This window comes from Polaromonas sp. P1_F9 (assembly GCF_056405615.1).
Genome location: NZ_JBFUBT010000002.1, coordinates 730,783 through 745,034, shown reverse-complemented (window position 1 = coordinate 745,034; position 14,252 = coordinate 730,783). Strand labels below are relative to the sequence as shown.

11 protein-coding genes are annotated in these 14,252 nt (G+C 57.8%); 8 read left to right on the top strand and 3 right to left on the bottom strand.

Annotated elements, in window-relative coordinates:
• Window positions 1-103: 103 nt before the first annotated feature.
• Window positions 104-3,958: a hypothetical protein gene (locus tag AC1DYR_RS08690; protein WP_477704733.1), complete on the bottom strand. Its 3,855-nt coding sequence runs from the start codon at window positions 3,956-3,958 to the stop codon at window positions 104-106.
• 151 nt (window positions 3,959-4,109) lie between these two features.
• On the bottom strand, window positions 4,110-4,613 hold the full coding sequence (locus AC1DYR_RS08685) for a hypothetical protein (RefSeq protein ID WP_477704732.1): 504 nt from the start codon (window positions 4,611-4,613) through the stop codon (window positions 4,110-4,112).
• A gap of 247 nt (window positions 4,614-4,860) precedes the next feature.
• Between AC1DYR_RS08685 and urtA the strand changes: the two genes are divergently transcribed.
• From urtA to alaC, 8 genes are all read left to right on the top strand, one after another.
• On the top strand, window positions 4,861-6,132 hold the full coding sequence (urtA, locus tag AC1DYR_RS08680) for an urea ABC transporter substrate-binding protein (RefSeq protein ID WP_457282107.1): 1,272 nt from the start codon (window positions 4,861-4,863) through the stop codon (window positions 6,130-6,132).
• 271 nt (window positions 6,133-6,403) lie between these two features.
• Window positions 6,404-7,987, top strand: a complete 1,584-nt coding sequence (urtB, locus tag AC1DYR_RS08675; protein ID WP_477704731.1) for an urea ABC transporter permease subunit UrtB — start codon at window positions 6,404-6,406, stop codon at window positions 7,985-7,987.
• Between the two features lie 100 nt (window positions 7,988-8,087).
• Window positions 8,088-9,218 (top strand): urea ABC transporter permease subunit UrtC, encoded by a 1,131-nt coding sequence (gene urtC / locus AC1DYR_RS08670; RefSeq protein WP_477704730.1) that lies wholly within the window; start codon window positions 8,088-8,090, stop codon window positions 9,216-9,218.
• The gene (urtD, locus tag AC1DYR_RS08665; RefSeq protein WP_477688406.1) at window positions 9,215-10,099 is read left to right on the top strand and encodes an urea ABC transporter ATP-binding protein UrtD; all 885 of its coding nucleotides are present in this window, start codon (window positions 9,215-9,217) and stop codon (window positions 10,097-10,099) included. Before urtC ends, urtD begins: the two co-directional genes overlap by 4 nt.
• Window positions 10,100-10,204: 105 nt before the next feature.
• Window positions 10,205-10,897, top strand: a complete 693-nt coding sequence (urtE, locus tag AC1DYR_RS08660) for an urea ABC transporter ATP-binding subunit UrtE (RefSeq protein ID WP_477704729.1) — start codon at window positions 10,205-10,207, stop codon at window positions 10,895-10,897.
• A gap of 156 nt (window positions 10,898-11,053) precedes the next feature.
• Entirely contained in the window at window positions 11,054-11,899 is an 846-nt protein-coding gene (locus AC1DYR_RS08655; protein WP_477704801.1) for a DUF817 domain-containing protein, read from the top strand.
• Window positions 11,886-12,305: a ribosomal maturation YjgA family protein gene (locus AC1DYR_RS08650; protein ID WP_477704728.1), complete on the top strand. Its 420-nt coding sequence runs from the start codon at window positions 11,886-11,888 to the stop codon at window positions 12,303-12,305. Before AC1DYR_RS08655 ends, AC1DYR_RS08650 begins: the two co-directional genes overlap by 14 nt.
• Before the next feature lie 113 nt (window positions 12,306-12,418).
• Window positions 12,419-13,654 carry an alanine transaminase gene (gene alaC, locus AC1DYR_RS08645; RefSeq protein WP_477704727.1) on the top strand — a complete coding sequence of 412 codons (1,236 nt, stop codon included), beginning with the start codon at window positions 12,419-12,421 and terminating at the stop codon, window positions 13,652-13,654.
• 74 nt (window positions 13,655-13,728) lie between these two features.
• Here alaC and AC1DYR_RS08640 read toward each other — a convergent pair whose 3' ends face one another.
• A complete protein-coding gene (locus tag AC1DYR_RS08640; RefSeq protein ID WP_477704726.1) occupies window positions 13,729-14,076 on the bottom strand; it encodes a hypothetical protein in 348 nt (115 codons plus the stop codon).
• Window positions 14,077-14,252: the final 176 nt, after the last annotated feature.

Below are 14,252 nucleotides of genomic sequence, written 5' to 3'. Positions count from 1 at the left end.
TTATCTAGGACGTGCATTCAAGTTCGCTTCACATCTACAGAATTAATCCTAGGTCGGTCGGTGCGATTGCCCTCAATAGCAGACTGAGTAGCGCCTCGTTCGGTTACCGCGAGTGCTGCACGCGTTCTCGCTTCGCGTCCTCGTCTTCCGCTTCAGCATGGCGACGCCAATAATCCGCAATATCGAGGCACAATGCGCGTGATCGAGGCCACCTAGGGGCAACAGCCGCCGCGTACGCCCGCCAGCATTTTTCCAGGTCGCGCTCCTGTCCACCGCCGTCGAACACGCCTCGCGAGGTGAATCCTCGATCGTTGAAACACTCGATGGATATTCCAGTCTCGATATCCTTTGAGCGCCATTGCTCCAAGAGCTTGCTTAAAGGCGTAGGTGGAAAGTTAACTGGATCAATTTTGATGCAATGGAAGAGTAGCTTGCCTATCTCTTGCTCCCCAATTGCCTGTCTGTCTGACTTGATTAGAAGGCTCCTTGCGGTGCTCACCCACTCCTCCAGTACGGACCAATTGATATGACCGTCTTCCAAACCGGGAAGCGTCCGAAAGGACTGCAGTAATTCAAATGCAGCATTGGCACGAGCACGCACCTCTTCAAGGCTTTTCCCGGACAAATCCCGCTCCGCCTGTGAAGAGGGCTTATAGAGATCACACACCGCATCTACGAATAAATTGGGGTTTGAGGAAAGTAACTCGTGCAGGGCTAGCTTTCGCCGCTCCAACCCATGTGATGTCAATAGAGGGAGCAACGGATATTCCCGTTTTGCAATCTCCTCAAAATCAGGATTCTTCTGCTTCAACAGCCAATCGAAGAGATATTGGATGTCGTGCTCGAAGCTGCCCAACCTCTGCGCTTGTTCGGTGGATGGCGGTGACTGTATGAACCCGTCCAATACTTCCAGGAGGAAAGTGACGCCCAACTTCGGGAGAGCTTGCCAGTTGTTATCGATGAGTTCTGCTGCGCGGCTGTACTTCAACATAGCCCGAGATGCGCGCTCGAACATCGTAAGATCTTGATCTTGGATGCGGAAGTATGCGTAGCGATTCGACCAATAGAAGGAGCGTTCCTCCTCAGTCAGTTCGCGATCAATTAGATCAAACGTTTTTGTCGTATCGGGAAAGTCCAGCACGAGAAGAACAATTTTTTCAGGTGCCCAGTTCTCCTTGCGGGCAAGTTGAAGTGCATGGACTATCCACTGATCATCCTGTTCGGAACGCGCATTAGAAAGTGATCTAAGCGGCAAGCGGACATCGTTTTCTTTGTCGTGAGCCCATCGGCTTGCGATGCTAAGAATGGCCTCTCTTTCCAGGTTCATGCCTCCTAACTCGAGACCAACGATATATTGATAACGAGCCTTTATTGCTAGCTGGTTGATGCCATCCCAACCTCGCGATGTGATGATCTCTTGCAACGCGTTCCTGCGCAACCGGACGAGTTCCCTTCCTCTCAACTCGTAGTCTTCCCACCGCTTTCCTAGTTCCGGCATCTGGTCATCGAACAGCCACTTGGATTTCAGCAGTACGTCTTCCAAAGGAACCGATTCCGCGATTGCTCGGAGGCGCGAGATTGTGTCTTCTGGCATAGCCCAAGATGTCTCCTGGAAAGCGCTGTGGTGGTTGCAAAGTTTGACTAGGGCTAGCCAAAGTTTCTGCATAGTCTCTTCACTCTGTCCCATGGCAATAAACTCTTGCCAACCTGCTTCGAGCCGAAGTCGATGTTCGGGAGGGAATCCGGGGTAGTGCCGTACCAATATAGCGAGACGGTCGCCATTTCGGCTCGCTAAGTCCAGTGCAAGCCCGATATAGAGGTCGTAGGCGTCAATCACGTCCATCCGCTTCATTGACTGCCTGTTGACTTGGCCCAGTTGTCGCCACTTTGGCTTATGTGTCTGAGTCGATACGCTCCGAGTGTCTGGGAGCAACTTAAGTAGTAACTGCCACGTCGTTTCCGGTGTCATCTCGGCGAGGGAACTAAGGACTTCTGCACGCTGTACAGGTGTCGCCGATGTCCCGGGATGCCAAGCGAGATAAATCTCTCGAAGCGAGTTGAGTGGTCGATTGGATAGTGTCCCCGGCGTATCCAGATTGTGCAATTCCGCCAGAACTCGGGAAACTCTAGGCAACCACTCTGGGGACCAGGCCATCGCTTCAAGACCCCAAAGTACCCCGGTATGAAAGGCACGGCCGAAGATCCCCGCTTCATCGGCAAACAACAGACGAACTTGTTCGGGCGCGCCCTGGATTAGGGATTCCAGGGCGCTAAGAAGAGGGTCGGGTGCCGCCTCTATTAGATAAGGAAGTTGACGATTGAGCGAGGCCATTACACGGCCGTCATTTTGGAGACCGGGTAAATTTGCGACGACAGAATCGACAAAAGCTTGCCCCGAGGAGAATCCCCCCAATGAGCCGCTCTTAACGAGTTGGTTTCCAAAAACTGAGAACCGCAACAATGTTTCAGCCAAGCCATTACGCAAATCTGAGGATAGCTCCTGGGATTTGTTTGTGATCCGTCCTTCTGGTTCCTTACCGTCCCAGCGCTCCTGGACGCTGGGCTCCACAACCTGAAAAACCTCTTTGCAAACTTCCATGAAGCGCTGTACTTGCTGCCACGAGATATGACCGAGAATGAACTCAAATGCTGCTGTAGGTGCAATTACAAGACGGCTTGTCCCGATCAATTCCAAAAGTGGGGCATGTCCAGTCGAATGCCGCCGGAGAGCATTACTGAATGGCCCAACTCCCATGCCAGACAGTGATTCCATGACGTGTACATCTGAGGTTGACCGTTCATCCCAGGTACCTGCGAAAACAGCAGCCACGATGGCATCCATGTTGCCGCCATCCACCCATTCAGGAAGCGGGAGTTGAGCGTGACTAAGGTGAAGATTTCTGATGTGCCAAATGGTCACACTGCACCCCACGGCGCGCGCTTGGGCTTCTGCTTCTGATTGCGACAACCCCATTTTTTGCAGCACGTCTCCGAATTCCTGAACATTCGCTCTTTCGAACGTTAAAACGCCGCTTACATCGCTTGTTCTGGCGAGGGCTTTAATGACTCGATAGCCTTTTCGGGTTAGCGGAACCGCATGAGCTGTCGCTGGCGGACACAGAATCACCGTTCCTAGCTGGCTGGGCGGAGCAATTTGCTCTGCAAGGGAGATTGCACGGTTTTCATCCTCCACAACGAGTGCGCCGGCGAGAATCATCTCCGCTTCTGCTTCGGATAGGCTCTTGACGACGCAGTAAGCAAGTGCGATCGCCTCCTGCAAAGAATCTGCCTGCAAATGAACAACCGCGTCGCCGTCTACCCTGAATGCTTGCGTAAGTTCCGGCAGATTCTTTCCACACAGGAGCAGAGCTGCGATGACGGCAGGATCCGTTTGCTCAGCCCAACTACGAAACCAGTGATCCAGCGCTTTGCCGAATTGTTTCGTTCCGACCTTAAATTCCTCGCTCGCCCAATCAGCAACTGATGGGGTCTTTTCTAGCCATTGGGCCAGATCATCTGCGGCCATGAAAACAAGCCCGCCCCAGTCGCGCGTCCCGCTGTTGTCAGATGCCCATTTTTTAATTTTCCCTAAGGCATTGTGCGTAACGTTACGCATCGTTAGTCCAACGTAGATCACCTCTGAACTGTTCCATCCGTCGGGAAGCTCCTTGGTTTCGGCTTCGCGAAAATCTTCTTCAAACTTCTTTTTGAAATTTTTCTCGGTACTTAGCTCCCAGACCGAACGATGTATCTTCGTGATCCCATCGTCCACATAGCTAACCTCTACCCATCCATCCCATCCGGAGTTGTTGTTAGTTTGTCCAGAGTTGAACTGAAGGGTAGGCCGATCCTTGGCAATTGTTGCGTAGACAAGCCGCCGTACAAGGAGGCCAAGATAAGCTTTGCCGTCAGGGCGCTGCGCCACCGAATCCAGGTCAAGGACTTCAATAGATTGCATCTCAACTCCTCCCGTTTTACCCGGCCTCTTATCGTCGTTTCTACCCAGATTGGGATCTGGTGACCTGCTGCTTCATCCTACTCCTGCGGTATCTGCGCGTACGCGAAATCAGCAGGATGTGAGTGAAACTGAATCATCAAAGCACCATCTACTACCGACCCGTAAACCCAACCGGCAACAACGGCGGCCCCGTCCGGTACATATCCACGTAAATCGTGATGGTCTTGCTGCCTCCGTCGACCTGAATGTCGTACACATCCAGCAGCCCGCCACCCGTCGGGATCGACTTGTCTCCGTACTCGCAGCAGGCGCCCCGGCGTTCGTATGTGATGGGTTCGCCTTTGGGTCCGCGCAATGAGTTGAGGTACAGAAGATGAAGCCGGGTGTCGTAGGGGCCTGTTCTGATGGCGTTTGTGGCGGAGTAACCGTAGCCAGGGTCGGTGGCGGTTTGCAACTTGATGACGCGCAGATAGGGCGCCGTTGAATCTGATCGGCCGTTGGGGATGCCTTTTCCTCCTACGCGGGTGACGGAAAGAATCCTGGGCTCGGGGTTGCTTGCGCCTGGGCTGGGTTGGGTGGTCTGGCACCCTGCGAGGATTGTGGCGGTCAAGGCAAGAATGACCAGGTGTGAAGAGCGGGAAACCAGCGCGTTCATAGAAGAGAGTCCTCTTTTTTAGTTTGATATAGAAGAGAGGTCAGCGGGCGCAGCGGCCTCCCTGTAATGCCGGCCCTCACCGGCACCCCACAGCATAAAGGCCACGCCGCATACGCCACCCGGCGTATTCCCCAATCCCCCTCCGGTCCCCAGAATCGGTTCATCGCTGTGTAAAAGCCCTGGTTTCCCCGGGTTTTGGCGCAGCGAAACGCGATTCAAACACCTATCTACCGGAGCGAGGATTCACATGCAACAACGTCGATTTACCCTCAAGGCGATGACCGCCGCCGTCGCACTGGCTGGCCTTGGCGCCATGCCTGCCGCTTTTGCCCAGGCGGGCGGCACCATCAAGGTTGGCATCTTGCACAGCCTGTCGGGCACCATGGCAATTTCTGAAACGACCCTGAAAGACACCGTGCTGATGGCGATCGAAGAGATCAATGCCAAGGGCGGCGTGATGGGCAAGAAGCTCGAGCCCGTGGTGGTTGACCCGGCTTCCAACTGGCCCCTGTTTGCTGAAAAGACCAAGCAGCTGCTCGGCCAGGACAAAGTCTCGGTCATCTTCGGTTGCTGGACGTCTGTGTCCCGCAAGTCGGTGCTGCCAGTGGTTGAAGAAATGAACGGCCTGCTGTTCTACCCTGTGCAGTACGAAGGTGAAGAACTCTCCAAGAACGTGTTCTACACGGGTGCGGCACCTAACCAGCAGGCTATTCCTGCGGTCGATTATTTGATGAGCAAGGCCGGCGGCGGCGCCAAGCGCTGGGTTCTGCTGGGCACCGACTATGTGTACCCACGCACCACCAACAAGATTCTGCGCGCCTACCTCAAGAGCAAGGGTGTCAAAGACACCGACATCGACGAGAAATACACCCCCTTCGGCCATAGCGATTACCAAACCATCGTGGCTGACGTGAAGAAGTTCTCGCAAGGCGGCAAGACGGCTGTGGTGTCCACCATCAACGGTGACTCCAACGTGCCTTTCTACAAAGAGCTGGGCAATGCCGGCCTGAAGGCCAAAGACGTGCCAGTGGTTGCCTTCTCCGTGGGTGAAGAAGAACTGCGCGGTGTGGACACGAAACCCCTGGTTGGCCACCTGGCTGCCTGGAACTACTTCCAGTCAATCAAGAGCCCGGCCAACACCGAGTTCATCAAGAAGTGGTCTGCCTATGCCAAAGCCAAGAAGCTCCCTGGCTCTGACAAGCCTTTGACGAACGACCCGATGGAAGCCACCTACATCGGCATCAACATGTGGAAGCAGGCTGTTGAAAAGGCCAAGTCCACCGACACCGACAAGGTCATCGCCGCCATGGCCGGCCAGACCTTCAACGCGCCTTCCGGCATCGTCAGCAAGATGGATGAGAAGAACCATCACCTGCACAAGTCGGTCTTCATCGGCGAAATCAAGGCCGACGGCCAGTTCAATGTGGTGTGGAAGACGCCTGGCCCTGTGAAGGCCAAGCCATGGAGCCCATACATTGAAGGCAATGACAAAAAGCCAGACGAACCCGTCAAGAAGTAAGCCATAGAGCTACTGCGCAACCCGATCTGGGCCTTGCAGTGCTCGCCGTACCTCTGTACGGCTCCGCGCTGCAAAACCCACCTCGGGCTGCTCGCTACGCTCTCTGGACCACTTCTTCAATGGAGTGGTTCTGGTTCTTCCAGTCTTGACGCCGTTTTGGTGTCTACGGCCTGGTTCTTGCTCTTAGGAGCGGGGCCGGTGCCCCTCAGGAAGTTGCAGTCTGGGCGCAACACGGTTGCGTGCTGTGCCCAACCTACAGGTTCTTTCCCTTATGCTCCGTTACCCACTTCTCCGCTTACTCCTTCTTGCTACGCTTTTGATAGCTGCTCGCGCTTATGCCTTAAGCCCTGAGGAGGTAAAAGGCATGTCAATTGGCGAAACGGAGGCGCGTGTGGAGGCCCTGGGCAAGGCCGCTGCCAAGGCCGACGAGAAGACGGCCGCATTCATACAGGCGCTGTCTGACGATGCGGTGAAAACCAAGGGTGACAAGGTGTTTGTCGTGAAAGACGACAAAGCCTTTGACCCGATCACCGGCGCCGAGGTGCCGCTGCCGGCAGATGCGGAAGACGTGATCAACCCCAACCTGATGCGCAGCGAGATCGACAACGCTCTGGCCGCGTTGAAGTTGTTTTCCAAAGACGAGAAGCAGCGGCGCGATGCGATCAAGACGCTGGGCGGTGACAACGACGAAGCGCGGCTTCCGTTGATTGAAAAAGCCTACGCGGCTGAAACCGTGCCCGAGCTGAAGAACCAGCTTGAGCTGATGCGCGCCGCCATCATGCTGGGCAGCACCGACAAGGCCAAGCGCCTGGAGGCCGCCGCGCAGCTGGCCGGCAGCAAGAACCCCAATACCAAGACGGTGCTGATAGAGCGACTGGGCACCGAGGCCGATGCCGACGTGAAGGTGGCCCTGCAGGCTGCGCTGGCCAAGGTAGAGGCCTCGCTGGAGTGGGGCAACAAGCTGGGCGCGATTTTTAGCGGCATCAGCCTGGGCAGCATTTTGCTGCTGGTGGCGCTGGGGTTGGCCATCACTTACGGGCTGATGGGCGTCATCAATATGGCGCACGGCGAGCTGATGATGATTGGCGCCTATGCCACCTATGTGGTGCAGGGCCTGTTTCAAAAATACTTCCCCGGCGCGTTTGACTGGTATTTGCTGGCCGCGGTGCCGGTGGCCTTTATGGCTTCGGCGCTGATGGGCGCGGCGCTGGAGCGCAGCGTGATTCGCTTCCTCTATGGCCGCCCGCTGGAAACACTGCTGGCCACGTGGGGTATCAGCCTGATGCTGCAGCAGCTGGTGCGTTCGATCTTCGGTGCGCAAAACGTGGGTGTTGAAAACCCGGTGTGGATGAGCGGTGGCGTGCAGGTGCTGGGCAATCTTTCGCTGCCTTACAACCGGCTGGTCATCATTGTGTTTGCCGTGGCGGTGCTGCTGGGCGTGGCCTGGCTGATCAGCCGCACACGGCTGGGCCTGTTTGTGCGCGGCGTCACGCAGAACCGGCCGATTGCCTCTTGCATGGGTGTGAACACGGCCCGCGTTGATACTTACGCCTTCGCGCTGGGCTCGGGCATTGCCGGCCTGGCGGGCTGCGCGCTGAGCCAGGTGGGCAACGTGGGGCCTGACCTGGGCCAGGGCTACATCGTGGATTCGTTCATGGTGGTGGTGCTGGGCGGCGTGGGCCAGCTGGCGGGCACGGTGTATGCCGCGATGGGCCTGGGCATCCTCAATAAATTCCTGGAAGGCTGGACGGGCGCCGTGCTGGCCAAGATTGCCGTGCTGGTGTTCATCATCATCTTCATCCAGAAGCGGCCGCAGGGCATCTTCGCGATGAAGGGCCGCAGTGCGGAAGTATGAGTACGCCCCCGAAGCGCCTGCGGCACCTCCCCCTCAAGGGGGCGCAGCTAGTGGCCCGGCAAAGCCGGTTCCACGGCTACCCTCGAATTGGCAAAACGTCATGAATACCGAGTCTGTGTTTAAACCTATGCCTGTCGTCCTACCGGCCAAAGGCCCGCTGCTCACACGCGGCGGCTGGAGCGCCTTCATGATGGCGCTGATCGCCGTCTGCGCCATTGCGCCCATCCTCAACCTGTGGGTGCCCGAGGGCAGCGTGTTCCACATGAGCACCTACGCCGTGGCGCTGCTCGGCAAGATCATGTGCTACGCCATCTGCGCGTTGGCCATGGACTTGATCTGGGGCTACACCGGCATCCTCTCGCTGGGGCATGGCGTGTTCTTTGCACTGGGCGGCTACGCCATGGGCATGTACCTCATGCGCCAGATTGGCCGCGACGGCAATTACAAAAGCGACCTGCCCGACTTCATGGTGTTCCTTGACTGGAAGACCTTGCCCTGGCACTGGACTTTCAGCGACAGCTTTGCCGCCACCCTGTTTTTGATTGTGGCGGTGCCGGGCATCATTGCCTTTGTGTTTGGCTTCTTCGCGTTCCGCTCGCGCATCAAGGGCGTTTACTTTTCCATCATCACCCAGGCCATGACGTTTGCGGCCATGCTGCTGTTCTTTCGCAATGAAACCGGTTTTGGCGGCAACAACGGCTTTACCGACTTCAAGCGCATTCTCAACATCCCGATTGCCACGCCGTCGATGCGCATGACGCTATTCATCATGACCGGCCTGACGCTGCTGGGTTTCTTTTTGTTTGCCAAATGGCTGGTGGGCAGCAAGTTTGGCCGTGTGCTGCAGGCCATTCGTGACGCTGAAACGCGCGTGATGTTCTCGGGCTACAGCCCGCTGGGCTACAAGCTCACGATCTGGGTGATTTCGGCCATCATGTGCGGTGTGGCCGGTGCGCTGTATGTACCGCAGGTCGGCATCATCAACCCGAGCGAAATGAGCCCGGCCAATTCGATTGAAATTGCCATCTGGGCCGCAGTGGGCGGGCGCGCCAGCCTGATCGGGCCGATTGTGGGGGCCTTCATCGTCAACGGCGCCAAGAGCTGGCTGACGGTGGCGTATCCCGAATTCTGGCTGTACTTTCTGGGGGCACTTTTCATCAGCGTCACGCTGTTCCTGCCCGATGGGGTGGTGGGCCTGGTCAAGAAGCTTCGTAAAGGGGGTGGCAAATGACCCCCGACCTTCTTGAGCAGGGCGCACGCCGCATTGAAGAGCGCCTGGCCGCGCTGGAAGCCGGCAAGGCCAATACGGCATCGGGTGGCCGTAGCGCCAGTGGCCGCCGTATTGCTCATGCCACCGGCGAGGTAGACGTTACCCACGGCCGTATCCTGTACCTGGAAGATGTGAGCGTCAGCTTCGACGGCTTCAAGGCCATCAACAAGCTGAGCCTGGACATTGCGCCCGGAGAGCTGCGCTGCATCATCGGCCCCAATGGCGCCGGCAAGACGACCATGATGGACATCATCACCGGCAAGACCCGGCCCGATGAAGGCACGGTGTTTTTCGGCAGCACGATTGACCTGCTGCGCCACAAGGAAGCCGAAATCGCCCAGCTGGGCATTGGCCGCAAATTCCAGAAGCCCACGGTGTTTGAGCAGCTCACCGTGTTTGAAAACCTGGAACTCGCGCTCAAGACCAACAAGGGCGTGAAGCATTCGATGTTCTTCAAGCTCGATTCAACACAAAGCGACAGGCTGGCCGAGATCCTGGTGACGATTCACCTGGCAGACAGTGTGGGCCGCATGGCGGGAAACCTGAGCCATGGGCAAAAGCAGTGGCTGGAGATCGGCATGCTGCTGATGCAAGACCCGAAGCTGCTGCTGCTTGATGAGCCGGTGGCTGGCATGACTGATGAAGAGACCGCGCGTACGGCGGAGCTGTTCTTGACGCTCAAGGGCAAGCATTCGCTGATGGTGGTGGAGCATGACATGAGTTTCATCAAGACGATCTCGGAGATCGTCACCGTGCTCTGTGATGGGTCTGTGTTGGCGCAGGGGACGCTGGACCAAGTGCAGGCGGATGAGCGGGTTATTGAGGTGTATCTTGGCAGATAAAGACGCCCCCCGATGCGGCTTTGCCGCCTCCCCCCACTGGGGGGCGACCTCTGTGGCCCGGCGAAGCCGGTTCCACGCGGTCACTGGCTTGGGAGTACCGTGCGCATGCTAACCGTAAAAAACATCAACCAATACTACGGCGGCTCCCACATCCTGCGGGACGTGAGCCTGGACGCTCACCTGGGCAAGGTTACGGTGCTGCTGGGCCGCAACGGCGTGGGCAAGACCACGCTGCTCAAATCACTGATGGGCCTGATCCCCATCAAGACCGGTACGATTGAATTCGACGGCAAACCCATCCAGGGCAACACGCCGTATGAGCGCGCCCGCGCAGGCATGGGCTTTGTGCCGCAAGGCCGAGAGATTTTTGCGCGCCTCACAGTGGAAGAAAACCTGCGCATGGGCCTGGCTTACAAAAGCGCCGGCACGCCGATTCCTGCCGAGCTGTATGAGTTGTTTCCAGTGCTCAAGCAGATGCTGAACCGACGCGGTGGTGACTTGTCGGGTGGGCAGCAACAACAGCTGGCCATTGCGCGTGCACTGGCGGCCAAGCCCAAGCTGTTGATTCTTGACGAGCCGACCGAAGGCATTCAGCCCAGCATCATCAAGGACATCGGCCGCGTGATCCGCATGCTGGCCGACCGCGGTGACATGGCCATCCTGCTGGTGGAACAGTACTACGACTTCGCGCAGGAACTGGCCGACGACTACCTGGTGATGGAGCGCGGCGAGGTCATTGCGCGCGGCCAGGGCAAGGACATGGAAACCAACGGCGTGCGGCAGCTGGTGGCGATTTAACCGGGCCGCCTGCCGCCGTTTTGCGTCAAAGCCCGGTTTGTCCGGGCTTTTTTGTGCCTGCAGGCATGCCGATATTCGTATCAGTTCCGCGAACGTAGAATCGCAGCGGTCGCCGAAACAAACCGGCTAAAAACAATCAAAAAAAGGTAGATGCCGATGGCGTTGCTTGCGTTGGACAACTGGCTGATCCGGGCGAAATCTCATGCGGGCCTGTCGGGCTTTCACCGCTTTCTGGTGGAGTTTGGCTGTTTCGGCCTCAAGGAGGCCAGGGCCTGCCTCTTTGCGGGCTTGTTCTTTGCCGCGGTGTTTTTGGTGCCGCGGGCCGGCGTGGCCGGTGTTCCGCGCTACGACCTGCTGCTTCTGATTGCGCTGCTGATTCAAGGCTGGATGGTGCTGGCCAAGCTGGAAACCCTGGACGAGCTGAAAGCCATCTGCCTCTTTCACGTGGTGGGGTTTGCACTGGAGGTCTTCAAGACTTCCGGGTCCATCCAGTCCTGGAGCTACCCGGACTTTGCCTATACGAAAGTGTTTGGCGTACCGCTGTTTTCCGGCTTCATGTATGCGGCGGTGGGCAGCTACATCATCCAGGCGTGGCGATTGTTTGATCTGCGTATCCGGCATCACCCGCCTTACTGGATGGGCGTGGTGATTGCATTGCTGATCTACGGCAATTTTTTTACGCACCATTACTGGGGCGACTACCGCTGGTACATCGCCGCCTGCCTGGCCGGCTTGTACGCCAGGTCCACAGTGATCTTCCGGCCCTATGACCGGGATCGGAGCATGCCCTTGCTGCTGAGCTTTTTGCTGATCGGCTTTTTTATCTGGGTGGCGGAAAACATCAGCACGTTCTTCAGCCTGTGGCATTACCCCAACCAGCTGGGTGCCTGGTCCCTTGTCCATGTGGGCAAATGGAGTTCCTGGTCACTGCTGGTGGTCATGACCTTCACCATCGTGGCCAACCTGAAGCATGTGAAGGCGCGCATCCATGTCCCCGACTGAGACGGGCGCTTCCCGCGTGAAGCTGCGCTTTGACCGCGAGGCGGCGCTCTGGGCAATCCTTGTCTTCATCATTGAAGTGCTGATCGCGACCGTGTGGTCGCATCATCTCTGGGTGCGCGGTTTTGTCGGCGACGTGCTGGCTGTGGTGTGGGTGTACCTTTTGCTCAAGACCGTGATCAAGGCCAACACTCGCGGCCTGGCGCTGGTGGCGTTTGCGGTGGGTTGCCTTGTGGAGCTGGCCCAGTATGTGGCCAGCGTCAATGGCTGGAACGTGCAGAACCGGGTGCTGAAGATTCTGCTGGGTTCGGTAGCCGACTGGATGGACGTGCTGGCGTATTTCGCTGGATTTTTACTGGTACTGGCGTTTGAATTCCTTCGCGCCCGGTTACAGACCAAGCGGCAGTGAGGCGGTGAGGGCGGTTGGCAAGTCGCCATGTCATCGGTTAGGATGCTTTCGGGCTGGCCCCATTGCCAGCCACGTCGCTCGGACGGTTCCGGGCGCTTACGTGAAAGTTTCTTATGTCCGCCTCTTCTTCAGGCAAGCGCCGCTTTGCGCGCATTGACCGGCTTCCCCCCTACGTCTTCAACATCACGGCCGAGCTGAGAATCGCGGCGCGCCGGCGCGGCGAAGACATCATCGACATGAGCATGGGCAACCCCGATGGGGCCACGCCCGCGCACATCGTGGCCAAGCTCACCGAGGTCGCGCAGCGGCCCGACACGCACGGCTATTCGGCCAGCAAGGGCATTCCGCGGCTGCGGCGCGCCATTGCGCACTGGTACCAGAGCCGCTACCAGGTGGCGATTGACCCCGACACCGAGGCCATCGTCACCATTGGCTCCAAGGAAGGCCTGGCTCACCTGATGCTGGCCACGCTGGACCGCGGCGACACCGTGCTGGTGCCGGACCCAAGTTACCCCATCCATATTTACGGCGCGGTGATCGCGGGGGCCGACATTCGCTCGGTGCCGCTAACACCCGACACGGATTTTTTTGCCGAGCTGGAAAAGGCCATTCGCGGCAGCTACCCCAAGCCCAAGATGATGGTGCTGGGATTTCCGTCCAACCCCACCGCGCAGTGCGTGGAGCTGGAGTTTTTCGAGAAGGTGATTGCACTGGCGCGCAAGCACGACATTTTTGTGGTGCACGACCTGGCCTATGCAGACATCGTGTTCGACGGCTGGAAGGCGCCGTCCATCATGCAGGTGCCGGGTGCCAAAGACATCGCGGTGGAGTTTTTTACGCTGTCCAAAAGCTACAACATGGCGGGCTGGCGCGTCGGCTTCATGGTGGGCAACCCCGACCTGGTGGCCGCGCTGGCGCGCATCAAGAGCTATCACGACTACGGCACCTTCACCCCGCTGCAGGTGGCAGCGATTGCCGCGCTGGAAGGCGACCAGCAATGTGTGAAGGACATTACCGCGCAATACCAGGCGCGACGCGACGTGCTCTACAAGGGCCTGACCGAAGCGGGCTGGCCGGTGGACTGCCCCAAGGCGTCTATGTACATCTGGGCGCGCATTCCCGAGGCTTACCGCAAGCTGGGCTCGCTGGAGTTTGCCAAACAGCTGCTGGAAAAAGCCAAGGTGTGCGTGTCACCGGGCATCGGCTTTGGCGACCACGGGGACGACCATGTGCGCTTTGCGCTGATCGAAAACGAGGCCCGCATCCGGCAGGCGGTGCGCGGCATCAAGGCCATGTTCAAGGCCGACGGCGTGCTGAAATCTGTACAGACCGATAAGCAGGAAGGCTAAAAAAAAGTGGGCCGCAAGCGGTCCACTTTGACACGACTCAAGACTGGCACCAAAGGTGTCGGCTCTGTTTTTTTTCAACTGCCGGTGGCGTTGGGCGTGTCTTTTTCTGCGATACCGGCTGTGGCTGCCAGCAGTTTTTTCTCCAGTTCGGCACGCTCCGCAATCTCCCGTTCCAGCAGGTCGTTGACGTGTGCCAGCTCTTCCGCGGAGCTCTGGATTTGGTCTTCCAGTTCCGCGGTTTTTACCAGTGCCATCGCAACGTCACCTGTTTTGACAGCGGGTGGAATTTCTTTTTCGAGGACCTTGTTGATCAGCAGCAGTTCTTGTGCCGATCTTTCCACCGTGTCCTGCACGGCATCGTTTTTTTCGAGCGCGCGCGCCAGTTGTGGCTTCTCGGGCGAGGTGTTCGAGGGTTTTTGCATGGATGCTTTCGTGGCGGGTGATGTGGCGGATGATGGCCGGGGGGACAAGGGGTCGGCGTCCCGCAGTGAACGCGCGACGGTACACCCCATCATGCACCCGAAATGCATTGCCGGGATGGACTTTACGGGGGGATTACCTGCGTTGGCGGCGCATGAAAGATTCGTCGCCTGGAGGA